Origin of the sequence: Fictibacillus sp. NRS-1165, assembly GCF_050468105.1 — a bacterium.
GTDB classification, from domain to species: Bacteria; Bacillota; Bacilli; order Bacillales; family Fictibacillaceae; genus Fictibacillus_C; species Fictibacillus_C terrinigri.
Genome location: NZ_JBDPNU010000019.1, coordinates 207,285 through 230,575, shown reverse-complemented (window position 1 = coordinate 230,575; position 23,291 = coordinate 207,285). Strand labels below are relative to the sequence as shown.

General features: G+C 45.6%; 21 protein-coding genes. 5 read left to right on the top strand and 16 right to left on the bottom strand.

From position 1 onward, the window contains the following. Positions 1-8 precede the first annotated feature (8 nt). Together galT and ABHN01_RS08180 are read right to left on the bottom strand one after the other, a co-directional pair. Complete coding sequence (gene galT / locus ABHN01_RS08185; RefSeq protein ID WP_429875106.1) at positions 9-980, bottom strand: galactose-1-phosphate uridylyltransferase; 972 nt, start codon at positions 978-980, stop codon at positions 9-11. A 444-nt stretch (positions 981-1,424) separates the two neighbouring features. Then, complete coding sequence (locus ABHN01_RS08180) at positions 1,425-1,817, bottom strand: VOC family protein (protein WP_290397802.1); 393 nt, start codon at positions 1,815-1,817, stop codon at positions 1,425-1,427. 161 nt (positions 1,818-1,978) lie between these two features. Between ABHN01_RS08180 and ABHN01_RS08175 the strand changes: the two genes are divergently transcribed. After that, positions 1,979-3,175 carry an ROK family transcriptional regulator gene (locus tag ABHN01_RS08175; protein WP_429875105.1) on the top strand — a complete coding sequence of 399 codons (1,197 nt, stop codon included), beginning with the start codon at positions 1,979-1,981 and terminating at the stop codon, positions 3,173-3,175. A gap of 56 nt (positions 3,176-3,231) precedes the next feature. Here the strand turns inward: ABHN01_RS08175 and ABHN01_RS08170 are convergent, their stop codons facing one another. After that, a complete protein-coding gene (locus tag ABHN01_RS08170; RefSeq protein ID WP_429875104.1) occupies positions 3,232-6,978 on the bottom strand; it encodes a S8 family serine peptidase in 3,747 nt (1,248 codons plus the stop codon). 211 nt (positions 6,979-7,189) lie between these two features. Here ABHN01_RS08170 and ABHN01_RS08165 point away from each other — a divergent pair, with 211 nt between their 5' ends. Further along, positions 7,190-8,764 carry a hypothetical protein gene (locus tag ABHN01_RS08165; protein ID WP_429875103.1) on the top strand — a complete coding sequence of 525 codons (1,575 nt, stop codon included), beginning with the start codon at positions 7,190-7,192 and terminating at the stop codon, positions 8,762-8,764. A 6-nt stretch (positions 8,765-8,770) separates the two neighbouring features. Further along, positions 8,771-9,463, top strand: coding sequence for an OmpA/MotB family protein (locus ABHN01_RS08160; RefSeq protein ID WP_429875102.1), 693 nt, complete (start codon positions 8,771-8,773; stop codon positions 9,461-9,463). 78 nt (positions 9,464-9,541) lie between these two features. On the opposite strand, the gene ABHN01_RS08155 is transcribed toward ABHN01_RS08160, so the two are convergent. From ABHN01_RS08155 to ABHN01_RS08145, 3 genes are all read right to left on the bottom strand, one after another. After that, entirely contained in the window at positions 9,542-10,051 is a 510-nt protein-coding gene (locus ABHN01_RS08155) for an N-acetyltransferase family protein (RefSeq protein WP_429875101.1), read from the bottom strand. 117 nt (positions 10,052-10,168) lie between these two features. Continuing rightward, a complete protein-coding gene (locus ABHN01_RS08150; protein WP_429875100.1) occupies positions 10,169-10,816 on the bottom strand; it encodes a class D sortase in 648 nt (215 codons plus the stop codon). Next, a complete protein-coding gene (locus ABHN01_RS08145; RefSeq protein ID WP_429875099.1) occupies positions 10,816-11,844 on the bottom strand; it encodes a processed acidic surface protein in 1,029 nt (342 codons plus the stop codon). Before ABHN01_RS08145 ends, ABHN01_RS08150 begins: the two co-directional genes overlap by 1 nt. Before the next feature lie 279 nt (positions 11,845-12,123). On the opposite strand from ABHN01_RS08145, the gene ABHN01_RS08140 reads away from it, so the two are divergent. Both ABHN01_RS08140 and asnB read left to right on the top strand, forming a co-directional pair. Beyond that, entirely contained in the window at positions 12,124-12,282 is a 159-nt protein-coding gene (locus ABHN01_RS08140; RefSeq protein WP_429875098.1) for a hypothetical protein, read from the top strand. Continuing rightward, on the top strand, positions 12,245-14,077 hold the full coding sequence (gene asnB, locus ABHN01_RS08135) for an asparagine synthase (glutamine-hydrolyzing) (RefSeq protein ID WP_429875097.1): 1,833 nt from the start codon (positions 12,245-12,247) through the stop codon (positions 14,075-14,077). Before ABHN01_RS08140 ends, asnB begins: the two co-directional genes overlap by 38 nt. A gap of 45 nt (positions 14,078-14,122) precedes the next feature. Here asnB and ABHN01_RS08130 read toward each other — a convergent pair whose 3' ends face one another. The 10 genes from ABHN01_RS08130 to ABHN01_RS08085 form a co-directional block, all read right to left on the bottom strand. Continuing rightward, positions 14,123-14,335, bottom strand: a complete 213-nt coding sequence (locus ABHN01_RS08130; protein ID WP_290397792.1) for a hypothetical protein — start codon at positions 14,333-14,335, stop codon at positions 14,123-14,125. A 243-nt stretch (positions 14,336-14,578) separates the two neighbouring features. Beyond that, positions 14,579-15,007, bottom strand: coding sequence for a 3-hydroxyacyl-ACP dehydratase FabZ (gene fabZ / locus ABHN01_RS08125; RefSeq protein WP_053356504.1), 429 nt, complete (start codon positions 15,005-15,007; stop codon positions 14,579-14,581). A gap of 184 nt (positions 15,008-15,191) precedes the next feature. Next, the gene (locus ABHN01_RS08120; RefSeq protein WP_290397791.1) at positions 15,192-15,500 is read right to left on the bottom strand and encodes a DNA-directed RNA polymerase subunit beta; all 309 of its coding nucleotides are present in this window, start codon (positions 15,498-15,500) and stop codon (positions 15,192-15,194) included. 13 nt (positions 15,501-15,513) lie between these two features. After that, positions 15,514-16,344: a flagellar hook-basal body protein gene (locus tag ABHN01_RS08115; RefSeq protein WP_429875096.1), complete on the bottom strand. Its 831-nt coding sequence runs from the start codon at positions 16,342-16,344 to the stop codon at positions 15,514-15,516. 13 nt (positions 16,345-16,357) lie between these two features. After that, positions 16,358-17,128 carry a flagellar hook-basal body protein gene (locus tag ABHN01_RS08110; protein WP_429875095.1) on the bottom strand — a complete coding sequence of 257 codons (771 nt, stop codon included), beginning with the start codon at positions 17,126-17,128 and terminating at the stop codon, positions 16,358-16,360. A gap of 190 nt (positions 17,129-17,318) precedes the next feature. Continuing rightward, positions 17,319-18,320, bottom strand: a complete 1,002-nt coding sequence (locus ABHN01_RS08105) for a rod shape-determining protein (protein WP_290397788.1) — start codon at positions 18,318-18,320, stop codon at positions 17,319-17,321. 186 nt (positions 18,321-18,506) lie between these two features. After that, positions 18,507-18,773 (bottom strand): sporulation transcriptional regulator SpoIIID, encoded by a 267-nt coding sequence (gene spoIIID / locus ABHN01_RS08100; protein ID WP_026677325.1) that lies wholly within the window; start codon positions 18,771-18,773, stop codon positions 18,507-18,509. Between the two features lie 472 nt (positions 18,774-19,245). Continuing rightward, complete coding sequence (locus tag ABHN01_RS08095; protein ID WP_429875094.1) at positions 19,246-20,097, bottom strand: peptidoglycan DD-metalloendopeptidase family protein; 852 nt, start codon at positions 20,095-20,097, stop codon at positions 19,246-19,248. A 193-nt stretch (positions 20,098-20,290) separates the two neighbouring features. Further along, complete coding sequence (gene spoIID, locus ABHN01_RS08090; protein ID WP_429875093.1) at positions 20,291-21,316, bottom strand: stage II sporulation protein D; 1,026 nt, start codon at positions 21,314-21,316, stop codon at positions 20,291-20,293. 147 nt (positions 21,317-21,463) lie between these two features. Further along, positions 21,464-23,125, bottom strand: coding sequence for a M4 family metallopeptidase (locus tag ABHN01_RS08085; RefSeq protein WP_429875092.1), 1,662 nt, complete (start codon positions 23,123-23,125; stop codon positions 21,464-21,466). Positions 23,126-23,291: the final 166 nt, after the last annotated feature.

Below are 23,291 nucleotides of genomic sequence, written 5' to 3'. Positions count from 1 at the left end.
ATTCCTCCTTATTTATTGCTGTAGCGTTTGATACATTGACGCAAAATTTCTGCATTTTCTTCCACCTTTGTCGGATTGGCTGCTGCCCACCCGCCTGTTTCAGAGGATGAATTAAACTTTAATTTGTCATGAGCACGGAGTGGAGGATAGAACTCAATGTGAAAACGATAAAAATCCTCATATGAATCATCAGAGTTCGACGGGCGCTGATGCATGACCATCATGTAAGGAAAGAGCTTGTCATAGATTTGATCCATGCCGCCAACCATCTCTTGAAGCATGTTTCCCAGCTCTTGTTTTTCTTCTTCACCAAATTCAGTCATGGCCGTCTTTCCTTCTTTGCTGACAATGTAAGCTCCGTACGGATAGTCCGTAAAGAAAGGAATGAACGCAATAAAATGCTCACTCTCCAAAAGGACACGCTCCCCAAACCTCTTTTCTTCCGCAATCATGTCATCAAATAGGTTCCTTTGTTTTTCCACAAAATACTCTTTGCAGGCTTCTAGCTCTGTTTTTACTTTTAAAGGAATAAAAGGATAGGCGTACACCTGCCCATGCGGATGAGGCATCGTAACACCGACTTCTTCTCCGCGGTTTTCAAAAATCATGACATACTCATGGTTTGGATCTTGATCCAATTTGGCGAACGTTTCGGTCCATAGATCCATCAATTTCTTCATATGGTTGGGTGATAAGTCAGGAATCGTGTCATAATGACCCGGAGAATACAGTACCACCTCGCATTTTCCGTAGGCTTCTCTCGTTTGATACAACCCTCCTCCTACATCATCCGGCTTGGGCGGATTGGATGATAGGACGGGAAAATCATTGTGATAAAGATGAACTTCGTATTCATCAGGCACCTTTCCTGAACCAGGGCAAAACGGGCAAAAGTCCTTTGGCATGTGCGGCCTGTTCTGCCGGCTCGCAGCCACCATTGTCCAGTCTTTTAATAAAGGATTATATCGTAGCTCGGCCATACGAGCGCCCCCTGTCTTTTCAATTTATTAATTTAATTAATTAATACTGCTGCCATCTGTAGCTTTTACGCGGAAAAGAATTTCAACAAAGCATGATCATCGGAGTGTGGATGCGAACAAAATCATAGTTGGAACCGCAAAAATCCGAGTCAAACCCTAAAGCCGGAAAACATCCCAATTATTAAGGTACCTTGCCCTTCGTGCTGTAACCACTGTCCGTTACTGCCATCTGCATACTCGCGTGCTTCCTGCTATTCAACTTCCTCCCTGTAACCGCCTTCACTATATCCTGCAGTATACTTTATTAAATTAAATTATTAAGTTTTATCCAGATTAACATAGTCTATCCTTTTTGCAAACCCTTTTCGCCAGTTTTAATAATCTTTTAAAAAAATTAAAAACAGCTGCCCAGAGGAGGGAGAATGGCTGGCTAAAAACAATGTTTTATTCTGTATCCTTTGTATAGTTTGAGATTTCGACCAAGTTGCCATCCGGATCTCTAATATAAAGGGATGTAATAGGGCCCAGCGCTCCTGTTCTCTTGACTGGCCCCTCGATCACCGGGACACCTTTCTTTTGAAAATGTTCAAGTACAGCAATTAAAGGGAGTTCGGTAATAAAGCAGAGATCAGCTGATCCCGGGGTGGGTGCATCAGCTTTAGGCTCAAACTCTTTTCCCGCTTCATGCAGGTTAATTTTTTGGCTGCCGAATATCAGGGCTTTTCTGTTCTGTTGAAAATGGATCGTCTTCATCCCTAATACATCATTGTAAAAATCACATGTCCTGGTTAGATCCTTTACTGTTAAAACAAAGTGATCCAAGCTGGTTACCTTCATGCATTTTCGGTCCTTTCCACACCTGAAAGAGGCATTCAAAACGATTTGATTAACATTTTATCCTATTATACGGATCGTCGAAAGTCAGAAGACTTCTGTTCAGAAGAAAAAAATAAAGGTATAATGTAAATTAATTAATTAAATTAACTTGAGGTGTTTTCATGCAGCGCGGCACGTTTCAATTGATGAAATCATTAAACCGGAACATAATTTTGAATAAAATCCGTCTGGAAGGGCCTATTTCCCGAGCCCAGATCGCCAAGGATACAAAGCTGACACCGCCTACAGTCAGTTCAATCGTTAAGGAACTGATCGAATCAGATTTGATTAAGGAGAGTGTACAGGGTGAATCCAAGGGCGGACGGAAACCTACCATGCTGGTCATTAATGATGACAGTTTCTATGTCATCGGGCTGGATGTTGGCCCCAAGGACATTAAAACCGTCATGACAGATTTGAATGGCAAAGTTCTGGTGTTCCAGGAGAGAGTGTTATTCAGTCCGCTCACAAATGCTGAGCTGCTCGACATCATGAAAGCAGAAATTCAACAGATTATGGACCAGTATAAGGGAGAAGAAGACAAAGTTATCGGCATCGGTGTAGGGATGCACGGAGTAGTGGACGCGGAGCAGGGCCTATCACTCTATGCACCAAACCTGAATCTGAGAAATATCCCGATAAAAGAGGAACTAGAGAACCGGTTCAGCCGTACAGTTAAAGTCGAAAATGATGCGAAGGCGCTTGCACTTGGCGAGGTTTGGTTCGGGAACGGAAACGGAGCGGAAAGTGTAGTCGTCGTTAACGTCGGGAACGGCATCGGAGCAGGGATTGTGGTAGATGGCAAGCTATTTCACGGCGAAAATTTTATAGCCGGAGAAATCGGGCACATGACGATCGATATCGGCGGCAGGCAATGTACCTGCGGCAATTACGGATGTCTTCAAACACTGGCAGCCGGGCCTGCTATTGCAGAAAAGGCACAAAAAGAAGTAGCCATTGGAAGAGACAGCCTTTTGCGCGAGATGGCCGATCATGATCTGGAGAAGATTGACGGAAAAATGGTATTCGAAGGAGCACTCCAAGGAGATGAACTCTGCATTCACGTGCTGAAGTCAACCGGGATCTACCTGGGGATCGGGCTGACAAACTTGATCCACCTTATGAACCCAAAAACGATCATTATAGGCGGAGGTGTCTCCAATGCAGGGCACTTCGTTATGGACAGTTTGAAGGAAACGGTTCAAAAGAAGGTGTTGACTGAAGCGGCAAAGCACACCGATATCAGGCTGTCTATGCTGGGGAACAAAGCAACGGCAATCGGGGCTGTTGCCCTGCTGCTCGTTGAATTGTTTCAGTGAACAAAAAAAGGTGCCAGGCACCCTGAAAGGAATCAGGGCTCTGGCACCTTTTTTTGTTATTTCTTTGTGATCGTTACGTTCTTCTCAACCGTGTTTCCGCCAAGGTCTGTCAGTTCAAGATGAACGGTGTTTTTACCTTTTTTCAGGGAAACTTTTTGGCTGATTTTTTTCGTTAATGCTCTCTTTGCAAACGGCTCTTTAAAGTAATGGCGGTATGCCGCATTGTCGTTTACGAAGAAGCGCATCTCATCATAGTTGTCTGCAAGCGTAATGTTGAGAGTTGCTGTTTTCGTTTTGCTTGAAACGGTTTTTGGTGCATCAACTTTTATCGTCGGAAGCGTGGAGTCGACAATCACCTTGCGGCTGAAGGCCACTCGATTTCCGCTTTTATCGATCGCTTCAACCTTAAACGATTGAATATTATCCGAAGTATAGGTAATTTTTTTGCTGAAGTCGTACTGCTGTTTTGCTGCATTCCATACAAGCTTTACAGGTTTGCCGTCGATCATGAATGACTTAATACCAGATTCATCCGTGACATGTCCGGTTACAGTCACTGTCTTGGAAGAAGTGATGCTTAAGGCTTCGGGAGAATCTACAGAAACACTAGGAACACTAGTATCTTTCCCGCTCATATTGACATTTTTCATCACTGAGTTTCCTGCATAATCGTAAGCAGCAAGGACCACTTTTGCACGGCTAGGGAGGTCATTCAGCTTATATTCGCTGGCAGAAGAATCAAGCGGCTTGGAAAGAACGCTTTTTCCGTTCACTAAAACATCGTAGTAGGCTACGCCTGTTCCCTGGTCGCCAGCCGTCCATGAAAGCGTGTCATTATCCGCGTTCCATTTGGCAGTCACTGCAGGATCCTTCGTATCGACATACACAGGGAACAATGCCTTTTGCCATTTTGCTTTCGGGTAGTCAACCACTGAACTTACTTGGTAGTAGTACAATCCGTCTTTTACTTTAGAACCATTGACCGATCCATCCCAAGCAGCCTCCGTGACAGGAGTATAACCAGGGTCATCACCGTTGTCATAATAGTTCTTCACAACATCGTCTTGTGTATCCAATTTGCGGAGTGATATTTTATTTCGGTCAAGAATCGAGTATTCTACTTTTTTCGCGTTTCTTAGGAAGGAAAGCACAGGGAAAGCTTCATCATAGAGACCGTCTCCATCTGGAGAGAAGGAAACTTTATCTTTCAGCACATTTTTTTTCGATGCATCACTTCCAAGGAATTCAAAGTCTTCGTTGACTTCAGCAACGAGTCCCGTCACTCCATAGAACGTGTTGTCATCGTATACAGGAGCATCGATGATCGGTGCTTTGTCCCATTTTCCATGGAAACCCACGTAAGGAACACTTAGTTCGGGGTGCTTACTGCCCGCATCTATTAATCTTACAAAACCTTCAACAAAGTAGCCGTTTTTGAAGATTTTATCAAGCGGCATGTCATTTGCCCAATCTACCGTATCTTTAAGATCGACCGTAACATTTACAGTGGCTGTGCCTTTCGCTTTAATCGTAATGCTGCTTGCTTTTTTGGAACCGGAAGTAAAAGAAATTGGGAATGTTCCTTTATTCGGATCCTCTGAATCTCTTGTTCCATTTTTAAAGATGCCGTCAGCTTCAAGGAGGTTCATGTTAAGAAGAGCAAGGTCCGTTTGAACCGTTCCGGCAAGCTTGTAAGTTACGTCCTTCGTGCTGTAGTTTTTAAGATTTAACGTAAAGGTAAATTTATCGCCAACCTCTTTTACAGCGGCTTTTCCTTCACCTGACTTTGATTCGGTTACCACTACAGGAGTTTTCATTGCTGCATGAAGGTCCATTACCCCTGCACCCTCAAGGCGTGGAGAATAGTAGTTTCCAGTCTGGCTCTCAGTATTGAACAAGCCATGGTCCGTTTGCGGCCTTGAAGTGTTCATTAGAATATTTTTCGCGAGTTTAACGCGTGCTGCCCCTTTAACTCTGAAATCCTTGTCGATTCTTTCCATCACGAGTGCAGCACCGCCGGCAACATGCGGAGCAGCCATGGAAGTACCACTTTTAACGCCATATTGGTTGTCGTTAAGCGTAGAATAAATTTTTCCGCCTGGTGCCGTGATCTCTGGTTTAAAGTCAAGGTTCGGTGTTACGCCCCAAGAACTGAAATCAGACATTTCTCCAGCCGTCGGGTTATTTGTTGAAACGGCTTTGCCGTCAAAAATGACTTCCAGTTTCTTGCCTTCTTTCGCCTTTGCTTCAAGCTGGTCGCCGTCTGCAATGCTTAGAGAAACGATAGGGATCGTCGGTTTGTTAAGGGCCATGCTGACGTAATCGCCATGATCTACCCTGCCGCGGATAATCACACCTGCAGCGCCTTGTTTTTCAGCTTCTTTCTGAATCATCGAGTAGTTGAAATCTCCGTTTCGGACAACGAAAACGACTTTTCCCTTAACGTCTTTTCCAGTATAGTTGGCAGGGCTTCCGTCACCGGCGTACACTACTTCCATTTTATCTTTTTCAAACGTGTCAATCGGATTTGGAGAATCCTGCTTTTGGTAGGCAATGTACCCCATATCCGCTCTGTCTGCCTTTAAGTTCATCCCTTCGAGTGTAAGCTTGGTGTTCTCAAGGGAAGCGACCTGAAGAGCTTGTCCGATCAATCCAGGGGAACCAACCACTCCTGTATCCGGGTTGGATGGATAAGGATTGCCGGCACCATGTCCTGCGTAAGCAGAGTTTCCTGCAGATATGGCACAAAGAATACCATTGTTTGTCGCATTTTGGATCGCTTTTTCTTCAGGGTCATCGTGCTGAACGAAAGCGGCAGTAGATCCAAGGCTCATGTTGATCACATCAGCGCCGAGGGCAATCGCATCGTCGATCGCTTTAATGTAAATATCACTGAACGTGGACGGCATTCCAGGGTCGTTTCCGAATACTTTAAGCGCCAAAAGCTGTGCTTCAGGAGCTACCCCTTTAATTCCGCCATTGTCTTCGTCCCCGTTGGCACCGACGATTCCCGAAACATGCATGCCGTGCATGGAAGCATCTGGTCCAAGATCGCGGATTTCTTTGTCATGGTCCGCATAGTTGTATCCATACGGTACTTTTTCTGTGAAATAGTTGCCTTTAAGTCCTTTTGAGTCTTTGATGCTGTTCACTTTCCCCGGTGTCAGCTTTACCTTTGTATCAGGGCTGAGCACCATGTCCTTATGAGAAGGATCGATGCCTGTGTCGATGACCGCCACGATTGTTCCTTCTCCTTTATAGCCATAGTCCTGCCATGTTTGCTTCGCATTGACGATATCCTTGCTGTACAGCATGTTCGGCTTGTCCCCTTTGATTGATTCGGGACGCTTATACTCATGCGCAATATGTACCTCTTTTACACCATCAAGTTTTTCAATATCTTTAATATCGCTATATTTGACTTCGCCGCTGAAGCCGTTAAGTACGGTTGTAAAGCTTTCCTTATACGATACCGTGATGTCTTCCTTCGCGATGTCTTCTTTCACTTCTTTTTGTTCACTCGCCAGTTTTTTGTTGAGCGACGTTTTTTCGCCTGTGCTCAGAGCACTGTAGCGCTTGTTTTGGGCCTGTGCGTACTGAATTGCTGGTTTTTGATCAAGTTCTACGACCACACGAACCTTCTCATTTTTTCCGTACTTCTCTTCTTGAGGCAGTTTTTTCAAATCAAGGCCCAGTGGCTTTGTTCCCGCTGCCTTGCTTTGAGACGGCAAGTCCCCCTGGGCATAAGCCAGGTTGGAAAACGTCATGATAAATGCTGTCATCAACGCAATCCGTTTCTTCATCCAGTTTCCCCTTTTCTGTGTATAGATTTTCCTGGGTGAATGATCCTGTTGCCTATCAAACTGAAATTTCCATATTTTTAGTTTAATTCCATTATTCAGAAATCGTAATTTATTTTTTTAGCTCGGTGCCTGGCACCGAGCGTTACATACTTGTGTAATAGGGGTGCCTGGCACCTCATATGCTTGTATGGAAACGGGGGGATTGGACAGCATGGATTCATTGACGATGGCCGTTGTGGGGTTGATTGGTTTTCTTGTGTTAACCGGATTGGTCGGATATGCCCAGACAGGTTACCGCCTGAGGGTGTGGATGAGAGAGCTGCAGGAGCTGGAATCGCAGGGAGCTGCACAGCCCCGTTCCCGCTGGATTCAGCGAGTATGCGCAGATTACAGGCAGTATCATCTCTCAGGTGTTTCTTCCTTAAATACACAGGCATTGATCGAAAAGCACCTTTATCAGGAACGGATTCCTCTTCTTGGACTGCTGCGCGTCCCTGTTGGGAATATTCAAAAGGTTCTTCAGCAGCTGCCCGCCTTTACGATTATCCTGGGTGTGCTCGGCACTTTTATTGGCCTCACCCTATCCCTGCTTTCCATGCAGGATACGCTCTTCAGGCTCGCAAGTTCTGCCGCCGGGCCGAGTATGACCATGAACTCCATCATCTCATCCCTGACCGCTCCATTTGAGGGAATGAGCGTCGCTTTTATTACAAGTATCGCCGGGATCGGAGGATCCCTTATCCTCAACATCCTTCAGGCGGGATTTTTGTCCAGAGGAGCTTCCCTTACGTACCTGCAGGGCAAGGTCATGTCAGATTGCGAAGTTTACCTTGACCACACATTTAACAGTCTTCTGCTGCAAGAAAAGCCCCATGACTCGGCTGAACGGCTGCTTGACCGCCTCGCAACGAAAGTGGAGGAGAGCTTTGAAAGAAGCGTAGGTCATTTTGGCAAATCGATGACTGAATTTACTGCCGGTTTAAAAACCGCCATGGAGGACGTCAAAGGCATATTAGAGGCACAGCGGCTGCACACCGAGTCATTTGCGGCTTCTGCATCTACCCTTGAACAGTTCGGCGTCCAGTTTCATAAAACGATCGAAAAGCAGGATACCATGCATAAAGCGGTCGACCAAAGCATTTCCGTGCTGACCGCCCAGATCAATTCATTCGAGCAGCAGCTGCAAAAAAGCGCAGACCGCCAGAATGCAGGACAGCAAACCTTTGAACTTCTGATTCAGCGGTCAGATAAAGTGCTGGCTGAATCACAGCGACGCTCGGAAGAATTCGCCGGAAACATGGCACGGGCTCTTCAAGAGCAGCTGCAGCACTATGCCAACCAGCATGACGCACTGGAGAGCCGGCTGGGCCAAAAACAGGAGGAATGGTATTACCGCTACTCCGAAAAACAAGGGGAATACGGCAGAGCTGCGGCAGATTTTGCATCTTCCGTCCAGCAGCTTGAAAAGGTCTTCTACAATGCTGTCGAACATATGAAGCGTGATTTTGTCGAGCAGATCCGAAATGTGCTGGAGAGGGAACGGCAGCTCAGCCAGCAATCCGGTCCGCATCGGGGAGACGATATGAGAGATCTTGCCCGTACACTGGAAAATCTTTTCGACGGGCTTTCCCGAGACTTTAATAGCAGCAGCCGGACCCTTGGCGACATGTATCATCTTCTTCAGCGCATGTATCAGGCAGCCGTGGAGCATCAGACAGTCTATGACTCTCGTGAGCGGGACCATGATTCGAGGCTGATCAGTTCGCATGACAGTAAAAGGCGGTGATGTGCCTTGCGTGCGCGTAAAGATGTGTTTGCCGAACAGCATCAGGAAGAAATCTATTGGCCCAGTTTTACGGACATGATGGCCATGATGGTACTCATCATGATCTTCATCGCCATACTCGCATACGTCCAGAGTATTTATAATGCCTATGACCAGTCCCAGATTAAAAATGAGCTGCGTCAGGTCGCAGATGTTAAAAAACACATTTCCGACTTGATTGAAAAACAGCTTCAACAGAATGTAGGAAAAGATAAAGTGGTCCGCGGTCCGAACAATACGATATCTGTAGAAGGAAACATTTTATTCGATACGGGGAGCGCCGAAGTCAGTGCACAGGGCAAGAAGGTGCTGAAGCCTTTGGCCGACTCACTCGCCGCCATCATAGACGAGAAGGATATGAGTAAATATCTTTATATTATTCTGGTGGAAGGCCATACTGATTCGGTGCCTTATGATAACTGGTCCTTGTCCACCGAGCGAGCAGTAGCGGTCGTAAAATATCTTGCACAAGCCAATCCCAAGCTTGCCCGCCTTCCTTACGCCCAGTATCTGGCTGCCACAGGCTACAGTGAATATAAACCGATCGCCAAGGGAAACTCCGCTGCAGCCCTGCAGAAGAACCGCAGGATCTCCTTCCAGATCATTTTGGATGATAATAAATGGCAGAATAAGCTGAAGGATATTGTTAATCAGCAGTAACAGAGCCAGCATGCTGGCCAGAACCCTATTTACTTGCGCTTCGGCACACAAAGCCATCAAAAAAAACGAAGGGAAACCCTATCCCTTCGTTTTTTCAGTGTTCAGCATGAGCTGGTAGAAGTGGACATCCTGCCACTCATTGAATTTGTAGCCTACTTCTTTAAAGTTGCCGGCAAATTCAAAGCCAAACTTTTTATGAAGTTTCACACTCGCTTCGTTCCCGCCTGTAATGCTGCTGATCACCGTATGATAGCCAAGATCGGCCGCTCTTTTCAAAATATCTTCCATTAAGGCGTTGCCGATTCCTTTGCCGCGGAATTCAGAAGATATGTATAATGATAATTCAACCGTGCGGGAATACGCCGCTTTATCTCTGAACGGGCTAAGACAGCTGTATCCCGCCACTTTGCCGTCCAGTTTCGCAACAATCAGCGGATAACCGGCGCCGTATTTTTCAAACCAAACCTTTCTTTCTTCTAGTGTTTGCTCTTCTAAATCAAATGTAGCCGTCAGCGTTTTTATCGCATCATTATATATGTCCAAGATTGCCGGCAAATCGCGAAGAAGCGCCTCTCTTATATTCACCACGTTATTCCTCCTCATGTCTGTTAAAAAACTTGATGTCTATGTTTACTGTACCAGAGTTTTTCGCAGAACGACAAAACAAAAACGAAGGGAAATTATTCCTCCCTCCGCCGTTTTTTCCTATTTTTTCGATCGTTCTGATGAGATCAGAAAAGCTTCCAATATATATCGCTTTGGAGCTGCACCGATATAATTGAACGGATAGCACGTACTGACCGTTAGCACTGCACGCGGTTTTGGGACGATCACCGTGCGGTCATTTTTATCGACGATGCGCACCTTCCTTATTTTATACGTAAAGGTTCCTGCTGATGTGGCCACTTCCAGCCTGTCGCCTTTTCCTACTTTTCCGAGGCTGCGGAACACGGTGTCACGGTGGCCGGAGAGAACAGAGTTGTCCTTTTCACCAGGAAGAACGCTGTCTTTAAAGTGGCCGACTCCCTTTTCAAGTTCATCTTCATTGGTACCGTGATAAATTGGCAGTTTGGCTTCAAGTTTCGGAATGTAGAGTGTGCCCATCTTTTCACCGATCGCCGGCCGGTTAGCATAAAGAGGCGCTTCACGTTCTTCCTCGTATTTTTTTGCCTGTTTTTTTTCAGGTTCGTGCAGTGCTTTTGACTCTACTTTTTCACCGGCAAAATAACCTCGAGTGTAGCCGATCATATTTTTCGAAAATATTCCAAGGCCGATGACAATGATGACAATTGAAAAAGAAAGAAGAACAGCCTTTTTGGGCCGTCTTCCTCCTTCTTTCCGTCTTCGATCCATTAGGACATCCTTGCTCTTCTATAAAGGAATTGCCCCGCTCCGGCAATCGCTAAACCGGCAAGTGCCAAGTCAAGGTGGTTGGAAGCCGTTTCAGGCAGTTTTCCGCCAGTTACGGTTCTTGGCTTTTGCTTTTTAGCCACCGGCGCCGGCGCGGACAATTTCACTTCCTGTTTCACGGTTTGGGTGACCTTGTTTACTGTTTGTGCACTGTTTTTAACTATATCTGATGTGATTTTCAAGTCAGCAAGCAATTTTCCGTTCAAGTCGAACAATTGGATCAGAAGATAATCTCCGTCCAATACTTCCATCTGCATCAGCTCTCCTGCAGATACCGGCGTTTTCTTGCTGCCGTCGACAATGAAGAAGCTGGCTTTCATTTGGAAAATCGACATAAGCTCTTCAAATGCTGTTCCCACTTCCTGAATCTGAGCTTTGGTTGCTTTCTCAGGGTTGATGCTCATCATGCGTTCAGCGATGGACTCCAGCCTTTTTTCTGTGTCTGGGGAGTTAAGGTCCTTTTCAATGGACATCAGATGGTCCTGCAGGTTTTGAATCTCGGCATGAGTAAGATCCACCTCTGCCAAAGCCCCTTCAATTTCTTTTTGAATTTCTTCAAAATCAGGCATTTCTTCTACCGGCTCCTCTAGTTGCATAACGGTAAAATACAGGTCATCTACATAAATATAATCCTCGATCGCCTCTCCGTTCCTCGCTAAAAGATCCTTAAGCTGCTGCTCGTCCAAGTCGAAATCTGTATAGATTTCATCAAGGTTGCTGTTGTCGCTTTTGATTACTGGCCCTAAGTTTTCCTTTAATTCATTGATGTCCTCAAAGTCTGACAGATCCATCTCAACGTAGTCGGACAGGTAATGCGTGTAATCCTCATTGCTAATTTCATAGCCTCGTTCTTTGCTGATATGTTCTAAATACGCTGTCAGATCCGCATCCTTTACCGCTGCAAATGCGTTTGCAGGCACAAAATAAAAGGCCAAGAGAACAGCCAGCAAGCTTAATAGAATCTTTTTCATTCTTTCCTCCTTAAATATTTTAGTTTTCCTTATATTAGTATAAATTATTACAATATAATTACATGTTACTTTTGCACTATTTATATATGGAAAATCCTTTCAATGGCCGTAACAATTAGACAAAAAAAAGGCCGCCTCATAGGAAGCGGGGGACAAAAAGATATATAAAAAAGGGGGTACTACTATCATTCCCGAAATCTCTCTTTTTATCCCTTATATTTAAAAAAGTTTTATAGATTTTTTTATGACTCTAAAAACGAAAAAAAGGGTATGACTAGTATGAATGCATCAATGAAGGGAGATTTAACATTGCGTTATTTTATTAATATGAAGAGAGAGTTTAAAGATGAATTCAGCAAGGTGTATACCTTTGATCCGGGGCAGTGCAGGGAAAATGAAGATGAGATTGAGCTCACGTGGTATTGCAGGCTGGGTTAACTGGTCAGAAGACCTCTCTCAACAACAATCTATTCTGCGGGACATGACAGGCGCGATCGAACATCGCGGGCCGGATGCAGACGGCTTTTGGTTCTCGCCGCGAGCTGCCTTTGGCCATCGCCGCCTGATCGTTATCGATCCTGAAGGCGGGCGCCAGCCCATGCTTCATGAACAGGATGAGCGATCACTTGCTCTGACCTATAATGGTGAGATTTACAACTTTATTGAATTAAAGAAAGAATTGGAGGAACGGGGGCATACTTTCCGTACCCATTCAGATACAGAAGTTCTCCTTCATTCCTATATGGAGTGGGAAGAGGAATGTGTCGATCATTTGAACGGGATCTTTGCCTTTGCCATCTGGGACGAGAAGAAGCAGAAGCTGTTCCTGGGACGTGACCATCTTGGCGTTAAGCCTCTCTTTTATGCACAGCGAGGCAGCTCCATTATTTTCGGCTCTGAACTGAAGGTGCTCCTCGCCCATCCGGCCATTGAGCCCGAAGTAGACCGAGAGGGTATGGCAGAAGTATTTTCTCTTGGGCCGATGCGTACACCGGGTGTCGGTGTGTTTAAAGATGTCAAAGAAGTACGCGCGGGACACAGCATTACATTTACAAACAACAAAACGTACGTGAGACAATATTGGAAGCTGCAGAGCAAAGAGCATACCGATACCGTTGAAACAACAGCAGAAAAGATCCAATCACTGCTTGAGGATACGGTGAAACGACAGCTGATTTCCGACCTTCCGCTCGTATCCATGCTATCGGGCGGCCTCGATTCAAGCGGCTTAACAGCCCTTGCCGGAAAAGATTTTAAAGAAGCAGGAAAGATTCTGCACACATATTCCATTGATTTCGCCAACAGTGCAGAGCATTTCCAAACGGATCTGCTGCACTTGGGGCTTGATGAACCATGGGTCAAACGGGTATCTGAACACGTTGGAACGGAGCATCACTCCACTGTACTTGGCGCCAACGATCTTTTGGAAAACTTCTTGAAGCCGCTGTATGCAAGGGATCTTCCAGGACTGGGAGAAATGGAGACCTCTCTTTATCTTCTCTTCAGAGAGATGAAAAAGGACGCTACTGTGGCCCTTTCAGGGGAATCTGCGGATGAGGTATTCAGCGGATATCCTTGGTTCCATCAGGAGGAGTTCCTGAACGGCAGCACGTTCCCATGGCGCCAGAGCCGTGGAAACTTCGGCAATATCCTGTCAGAAGAAGCAAGGGCCTCCATACGGCCTGATGAGTATGCTGACCGCCGTTATCAGGAAGCATTGGCGGAAGTTCCTGTACTGGCCGGAGAGAGCGAACTCGGTGCCAAACAGCGGCAAATGTCCTATCAGTTCATCACACGCTTCCTTCCGTTCATGCTCGACCGTAAGGACCGCATGAGTATGGCGGTCGGATTTGAGGTTCGTGTTCCGTTCTGCGACTACCGTATAGTCGAATATTTATGGAACGTTATTTGGGAAGTGAAAAGCGTCGATAACATCGAAAAAGGGATTCTTCGCCGTGCATTAAAAGGCTATCTTCCTGACGATGTGAGAAACCGCCGCAAAAGTGCTTATCCTACAGCTCAGGATCCCGTCTATTTCGGAGCTATTAAAAACTGGTTGATGGACATTGTGGATGACAGCAATTCACCGCTTCGTCCATTAATTGATGAAAATAAAATCCGAGCGGTCGCTGCAGGAAAAACGGGAATGAGCGACGGACAAGCCACTAAACTGATGGAATATCTCATTCACGTCAACACCTGGCTGAAGGACTATCACATCAAACTTGTATAAGGCAATGAAAAAAGCACACTCTCAGGGTGTGCTTTTTTCTGGGTTTTATTGTTCATCAGAGGATTGAGAATCAGTGCTTGTTTCTTGATCCTGTGTATTTTCATCTGTAGTCGTTTGATCCGCTTGCTTTTCATCATCCACTTTTTGTTCTGTTCCTGTTCCACTTTCCTTCTTCTCGGTGTCGCTGTTGTTACATGCTGTCATTAACATAATCGCCATAAGAGAAGCCCCAATTTTCATTAAGAAACTTTTATTCATCCCAAAGTTCTCCCTTCGATTAGTTCAGATTTGAACCGCAGCGCTGCACCATTTACCAGCGGCTCTATCCCCACTATAGCAGGAAAACATCCGTTTTAGACGCGATTTACCAATACCTTACATATCCTTTACAGTGCCTTAAACTTCTTGATATTGGGTTAAAAAAGAGGAACAGAAAAGGTGCCAGGCACCGGCTTTTGACATATGTCAAAAAGCGGTGCCTGGCACCTCCCCTAAAAGGAACTATCGCCCAACAGCAAATGTTATTTCAGCGTCCATAGCAAGCTCGCCGTCAACGGTTGCTGTTACTTTTCCCTTACCGATGCCTCTTCGGATTTGAAGCAGTTCAACTTCCATCAGCAACGTGTCTCCCGGTCGTACCTGGCGCTTCCATCTCACTTTATCCGCACCGGCAAACATGGCGATCTTCCCTTTGTATTCATCCAAAGACAAGAGCGCGACCGCTCCGGTTTGCGCACATGCTTCCAGAGTCAGGACACCTGGAAAGATATTATAATCAGGAAAGTGCCCATTGAAGACTTCCTCATTCGCCGTGATGTTTTTCTTGCCAACCGCACGTTTTCCCGGCTCGAGCTCTTCAATCGTATCAAGAAGCAAAAATGGGTAACGGTGTGGAATGATTTCTTTAATCTGTTCAATGTTTAATTTCATACCGAGATACTCCTTCTCTTTCTGGTTTACGGTTCTATTGTTTCTATGGATCTCTGGACATTATACATGATAGAAAAAGGTTAATCCAATGGGCAGTGTCTCCCTGTTTTCCGATCCACCGTTTAGCCAAAATAAAAAGAGAACCTCGGCCCCCTTATCTCTTCACATGGCTCTTTTCGCTAAACTACTTATCTTTGTTCACCAAATCCGAGATATGCGTCCATGTCTCTTTTTTGAACACATCCCCTGCTTTTCCGTCGCCTACGACCGAATAGCCAATCACGGCTCCCACGACCAGGCAGATCACCATAAGTACAACAATCACAATCAGGCGGAGCCAGATCGGAAAACGGCGTCTTCTTGACGTCCCGGTCTCCTGCTCTTTCTTTTTGCTTTCCCGCGACTTAGGTTTCTTTTCCTTAACCTCTTCCTCTTCGTTCATAGCTGCCATTTTATTTTTTCGGTATTCTTCCCTGCTGAGCTCGTTTCCCATTTTTTATCACCTGTTAACGAATTCCGTTGACGAGCCCCATCATTTGGTCTGCCATTGTAATGGTGCGTGCGTTAAACTGGTAGGATCGCTGCATATTGATGATATCCGTCATTTCATTTCCTGCATTTACGTTGGACATCTCAAGAGCACCCTGCATTTTTACGCTGGCCGGGTTTGCCGCCCGAAGCACTTGATTTGAATTTACACCAGCCGGAATTCTAAAATTATGCCCCACCGCTTCAAGCAGCTGGGGATGGACAGCATCAACAACCGCCAATCTGCCGCTGTTGACCACCCTTCCATTACTTAACGTTACCGAAATATTTCCGTTTTGTCCAATAGAAATTTCCTTGTACCCGGCTGGAATCCGAATCGGCCCTTTACCCCCCATTACAGCTTTGCCATCAGAGGTTACGAGTTCAAGATCGTTCTGCCCTTGAGCCGTTTTTAAATAAAACGCACCGTCACGGGTGTACTCGGTTACAGCCTTTCCGCCGCTGTCCCTCGTCTGGACCTGAAAAAAAAGCCCAGGGCTCAACAGAGCGATATCGAGCGCCCGTTCTGTCGTCTTGATCGCTCCCATCTCCAGGCTGATTGCCGTCGAACTGGCTCTTGCCCCGCTTCCCGCACGAATTCCTACAGGAGTATGCCGGCCAGCCTCATCCTTATTACTAAATGTATTATTAAATTTATTATCAATCTGCTGAAAAAGAAGGTCAGAGAATTGGACATTTCTTCTCTTAAAACCATTCGTATTGCTGTTCGCCATATTGTGGGCTGTTGTATCAAGTTTCTGCTGCAGCTGGCCCATGGTCACTGAAGCATTAATCATGGATGTATTCAACGCATGTCCCTCCCTATCCGATCTTTCCTACTTCGTTTGCTGCCTTTTCCATGCTTCGGTCATAGGCCTGAAGCACTTTTTGATTGGCCTCAAATGAACGGTAGGCTTCCATCATTTCTGTCATGGATTGTTCAGCATCTACGTTGGAACGTTCAACAAATCCTTGTTTTACCTGATAAGCCACCTGTGGATTGCCTGCAGCCGCCTCCGGTTGTTGATTGCCCTGCGGGCTGAATAAACCATTCCCCTCTTTCACCAGATCCATTGGGTTTGTAATCAGCGCAATTCCAAGTGTACCGGCACTGCGTCCCTGATCGAGAATGGCTCCATTTCCGCTCACTGTGAAATTCTCGTCCGAAACGGTTATGTGTTTTCCTTTGATATCAAGGACATAATATCCGTCCGTGGTCACGAGTTCATTATTGGCATCGACGGAAAAATGCCCGTTCCGGGTGTAGCGGGTTCCCCCATCTGCTGTTTCCACCATATAGAACAAAGAACCAGGTTTGCCTGTTTTTTTATCTATCGGGACGGAACCCTGAATCAGGGCAAGATCGGTGTTCACACCGCTTTCCTGCAGATCTCCCTGTACAAAGTTCGGGATCGCTTCTTGCATATAGACGCCCGTAGCCAGCTGGCCGCCCTGTTTCTGGCCCGCACTGGTTAACGGCGTCTTTCCGTTGGAGTCGATCCGTTCTAAAAGCATGGAAGGAAACGTCCTGAGAGTTGACTGATTAGCCTTATAGCCTGGTGTATTGGTGTTCGCAATGTTGTTGCTCAGCATTTCCTGGCGCCGCGGGCTGAGCAATCATTCCGGCAGCCGCAGTATAGAATCCTCTTAGCACACTGGTTCCCCCTCTAATCCGCACAATTCTTCTTATCTTTGTTATCGGCGAAAACTATTGGATGTTTATACTTACACAAAAAAAGACCCGTTTTTTCATAAAAACGGGTCCTTCATCATAGTAAGTGATTTATTTTATTCTGCGCTTTGGAAGCTTATCCATATGTTCTAGCATCAGGCCTGTTCCGTTTGCTACAGCCTTCATCGGCTCCTCGGCAATAAAAATAGGAACTTTCAGCTCTTGGGCAAACAACTGGTCGATCCCGTGAAGCAATGCCCCTCCGCCTGTTAAGATGATTCCTCGGTCAATAATATCGGCAGACAGCTCAGGAGGCGTCTTTTCGAGAACGCTTCTTGCTGCCTGAACCATCATCATGACAGGTTCAAGCAAAGCTTGTGTGATTTCCTCGGAACGGATGGTAACCGTTCGCGGAAGGCCAGTCACCATGTCGCGCCCGCGAATATCCATCTCCTCATCTCGAGCACCAGGGAAGACGGTGGCCACGTTCAATTTAATGTTTTCCGCTGTTCGTTCTCCGATCAACAGCTTATATTCTTTCTTGATGTAGTTCAGGATTTCACCGTCAAGCTTGTCCCCCGCCATTTTAATGGAAGAGGCTGTAACGATATCCCCCATGGATAATACAGCGACGTCTGTCGTACCGCCGCCGATATCCACAACCATGTTGCCGCTCGGCTGGAAAATGTCCATACCGGCCCCAACCGCTGCCACTTTCGGTTCTTCTTCCAGATAAATCGCTTTTCCTCCGCATTTTTCAGCGGCTTCACGAATGGCTTTTTGTTCAACAGAGGTAATGTTCGCAGGGGTGCAGATGAGAATTCTCGGTTTGGTAAACATGCCCTTTACATTTATTTTATTGATAAAATGCCTCAACATTTGTTCTGTCACTTCAAAATCAGCGATAACCCCATCTTTTAAAGGACGGATCGCCACGATGTTACCTGGTGTACGTCCCACCATCCTGAAGGCTTCTTCCCCCACAGCGAGCGCTTTCCCCGTGTTTGTGTCAATCGCCACAACAGATGGCTCGTCCAGTACAATCCCTTTTCCTTTTACATAAATCAGTACATTGGCCGTACCGAGGTCAATCCCAACATCCCTTGAAAACATTCATATATCCTCCCTGCATGCTCAGCACAAAACTTTACAAAAATCGTCAATTTTCGAATTTCTATCCAATAAAACATTCTATCATAAGTTTTGTTGAACCGGGAAAAAATATGTTAACTTTTTTGAACATTTTCCTGAACAAACAACAGCGGCATGCAAATATGCACGCCGTGTGAGGTGAATATCTTATTGTACGACTTCCTCTGCACCCTTTTTGTATTTGACCCGTGTTGCTTCACCACCCCTTAAATGCCTTATGGACTTATGGTACTCTAAAATCTCTTTCACATTGTTCGCCAAATCCGGGTTGATTTCAGGTAATCGTTCCGTCAGATCTTTATGAACGGTGCTTTTTGAGACACCAAATTCTTTTGCGATCATACGCACTGTTTTTCTTGTCTCCACGATATACCTTCCTATCTTGATGGTTCGTTCTTTGATGTAATCGTGCACACCACTCGCCTCCCCAAATTGGATGTGAGAGATGCGATAGAGACTTCTATGTTCAAGCTACGCGACCTGTCCTTGTGTGTCGTCTCCATGAAGTCAGAGTGTCCCGTCCCCTTTTCACCGCAGCCATACTACGTCTTCTCACCGCTCACCCTCAAAAGAATTGTAGGTTTTGTAACATCTTATTAAGACGAACGTACTTATATGCCAAAATCTCAAGAAGGACAAGGGAAAAAAGAAAAGCTGAGGCGCCCGGTCAGAGAATAAAGACGGTATACTCGCGAACAGGGGCGTGAAGCCACAAAAAAATTACTTGCAGTTCGACATGATTACTCACGAAAATGACTCCATTACTCACAGTTACGGCCAGTTTACTCACGGTTTTCAAAGCTTTACTCACAAAACACCTCATTTTCATTTACAGGAGATCAAAATAAAAACAGCCTGCACATGGCAGGCTGTCTTTTCATTTTGATCAGTTATCGTTGCTGGATGACTGTTCAGAGTTTTCGCTTGTTGAAGAAGATTCTTTCTCTTTGTTTTTTTCAGGAGCGGCATTGCTGTCCTGAACACTGTCAGATTTACTTTGTTCAACTGAAGCTCTGTCTTCCTTTTTGCTCGCTTGTTCTTCTTTGTCCACCAGCTTCTCAATTTGTGAAGCCGATTGGTTCCATGCAGATACTGGATCTACAGCGATCCCGTCTTTGCGGATTTCAAAGTGAGCATGGATTTTCGCGTCCTTGTCATACAGGTTTTGGCCTGCTGAACCGACAACTTCACCCTGGTTCACTCTGTCGCCTTCTTTCACTTTTACAGAAGCGAGAGAAGAGTAGTGAGTGATAAGGCCATTCGTATGCTCGACTTCAACAACATAGCCCAGCTCAGGGTCTTTCACTGACTTTGTAACATTACCACTCATGGCAGCAGTGACATCAAATGTTTTTCCGCTCTCAGCAGCAAGATCGATTCCTTTATTTTGGTAGTAGATATTATTATAAAATACGAGAGCAGCTTCTTGTTCCTTTGCAGATGCATCAGGATCAAAGAATTCTTTTTTAATCGCTACGCTGTTAGGATCCTTTGCCGGCATCTTGAATACTTCTTTAGAGACACTGACCGGAACGGCTTTATCATTTTTGTCAAAAGCACTGTTCGGCTCATCCTTTGAATTAGATGCATCATTTTGATACCACAAAACGGAAGCTAGAACTACTGCGGCAAATGCGAGATAGACTGCCGGGTATACCCATCGTTTTTTCATAAATCTGCCCATTTTCCTGCTTTTTAGCGGAACTGTTTTTTGGGATTGTTTTTCTTCATCTTTCATTTTTATCATCACCTCAGCAATCATTCTGAACAGGATTCAGAAAATATATACTTTGGTGTGAAAAAAAATGGGATATTATTTTTCGACAAAGACTGGAATACTATGCATGATTCCTAAAACTTTATTTTTCTCCGATGGATGATGAAGGAGAGTAAAGCTAAAGACCCGGCGTTTTTCACCGGGTCTTCAACGTTTAGTCCTTTACAGTAGAGCGGCCGGAATGAGGCTTATAATCCGATATGGACACTCCTTTAAAATAGTATTTGACGATTTGTTTGTAGTTCTTGCCGTCCTTCGCCATTCCGTTTGCCCCATACTGGCTCATACCGACTCCGTGGCCGAATCCTTTCGTCGTGGCGATGACTTCTTGTTTCTTTTTCGTAAGTGTAAAATCGGCAGATCGAAGACCAAGCTTCTCACGGACCTCTTTGCCTTTAAAGCTTTTTCCGTCAATGGCCATGCGGGCGATCCGGTTACCCGCTGTCCTTTGGATCACCTTGCCAACCTCGCCGTCTTTTTGGATCACGACTCCCAGCTGCTTCTCAACATCAAGGAGAGGGATTTCCTGTTTTTGCTCAAACTTGGGTGTGTCACGGTCCCATGGACTCTTTACACTTTTTAGATAGGGATACTTCGTGCCCCAGTAATCCTCGCTGTTTTCGGTATAACCGTTGCTTGTTGAAAAGAAACTCGCGAAGATCGGTTTTCCGTCGTACGTTAAAATTTTTCCTCTCGTCGCCGCCACCGCTTTGGTGATCTTCTCCATCTTTTCTGGATATTCGTCTCCCCATTGCTTCTTCAGCTCATCATCATTTTTGTAGACCTGATGGAGGATGGAGTCTGTAACGGCCGCACCGCCTGGAAGGTTCCCCCCTTGATCGGTGTTGTCTAACATCCTCGCGATGTAAGTTCTGGCTGTTAACGCCTGAGCCTTTAAGGCCTCTAGTTTGAAGTCAGCTGGCATTTCAGAGGCAACGACTCCTTTGACGTATTCTTCGAGTGCAACCTTTTCCACCTTTTTCTCAGCTGTCCGATAGACAGGTACAGCCAGTGTGGATGATAGACTTGGAAGAGCCGCCCGTTTCATCTCCTTCGGTTTCGTTTCTAGCAGAAATGATGTTTTGGAAGAGTAGGGCAGCACGAGCAGAGACGGAAGAAGAACAGTGACTACTACAAAAACAGAGACGAAGAAGGTAATCGGCTTCATTTTCATGAACATTCTGCCTGGCCTCCACTGATTTGATTAGTCTTTACAATTTATGGAGGGGAACAAACTATTAGAACTTGTTTTTCCTTTCATCCTCTGAGATGGCTTTTCAATCTCATAGAAAAAGCCCTGCCAGGTGCCTAGCAGGGTCCTTGCTTTTTAATAGACGCCGACCGCATCAAAAGATTTGTTGACGGAATTTACTTCTGCAGAACCCGCGCCATACAGGTCAGCAGCAGCCTGAACGAGTGCGGCTCTAGCCTGGCTGAATGTGGCGTTCGCCGTGAGATATACCGTATTGGCGCGGTAATAGATTGCTCCAAGCTTGCTGTTGCCGATGCCAGAAACCGTTACGTCGTAGTGGGTTCCTCCAACGGCAAGCAGATAGGCCTGTTTATTGATGATTCCGCTGTTCGTATGGACTCCGCCATTGTCACTCGTTCCAGTGTAGCGTTTGGAATAGTGGTCAGGGTCACCGTATTTCGCAGGGTCGCTCATTGAACGAAGGGCATCATTCGGTGTGTTCGGCGTATAGATATCTTCCCCGATTTGATAATCTGGATTACGGTTATCGTAGAACTCGACCAGCGTTCCAAAGATATCAGAGATAGCCTCATTTAAAGCACCGGATTCATTTTGGTACACGAGATTGGAGCTTCGTTCGGTTACCGCGTGGGTTAATTCATGGCCTACTACATCCAGACCGCCGGATAGCGGAATAAAGGCAGTACCGTCACCGTCTCCATAGACCATTTGCGCCCCGTTCCAGAAGGCATTGTTATATTTCCGGCTGAAATGGACTGTGGATTTGAGCGCTGCACCATTGTTATCAAAGGAGTTGCGTCCAAATACATTTTTGTAGTAGTCATATGTCACTCCTGCATAGTAATGAGCATCTACTGCTGCACCGTCATATACGGCATTAAAGACGTTGTCAGTATCAGCCCATAATGAACCGGGAAGGGACTGGCGGTTCTTGCCGTCATATGTAAAGATCCCGCTTCCTCTTGTATTATCCTGCAAGTAGTAGGTTGAGCCTGATAACAAAGTTCTCAGCGTTTTCGAGTCGCCAAGCACACCTTTTCCTGTGCCGGTTGTATTGGTTCCGGTTAAGGTTCCGCCTGGTTTGGAAGCAGCGCCCCCGCCATTTGCCTCATCGAGATTATTATATTTGTTCACAATCCTGCCTGTTGCAGCTTCAACAAAATAGTTATAGTTCCCCGGCGTTGGAGACAGGAAATTTAAATTTACGAGATAGGCATAAACAGCTTTATCGCCTGAGGTGTAGACAACAAGATCGGCTGTAGGTGCCTTCTCATAATCAGGAGTATATCCAAGATCCTTAACAGCTTTGGCAATCGCCTTCTTGGCAGAAATTTTCTTTGTATTTTCCAGGCTGCTCTTTTGATCAAGGTTCGGTACAACTGAACCTGAAACTACTGTCAGAACTCCGTCTCTATCAACATGTGCGACCTGGGTAGAACCCCAGACAGGAACTCCCTTATACTTCTGCTGCAGACGCAAAATCGTGGAGCCTAGCTTGTCCTTCTGCTGAGACTGCACCTCAAAAGAATCCTCTGCTTTTTGAGACCCGAGCTTGTATGCACTCTTATGCTCATTTAAATAACCAAGAACAACGGCTTCAGCATTATGGCCAGTAGCTTTCGTCAAACTGCCAGATACGAATTCAGGTGTACCTTTTTGTTCGCTGACCTTGTAACTCGACAGAACATTTTTTGGTGCTGCTAAAGACGTTGCCGGTGTAAGAGCAGTTGCTGCCAAACCAATAGTTAGACCAAATGCCAGAGCCTTTTTCTTCACGATCACATCCCCTTTGTCTTATATAGAATGGCCTTGCTTGACTCTATATTACTTGATTTTCCTTTAATTTCAAACTATTCTCAAAATTTTGAATATATCATACTAGAATTTTTTCATTCCTTTCATCAGCTAGGCCTTTTCAATCACTTTTATTAATGGAATTTCT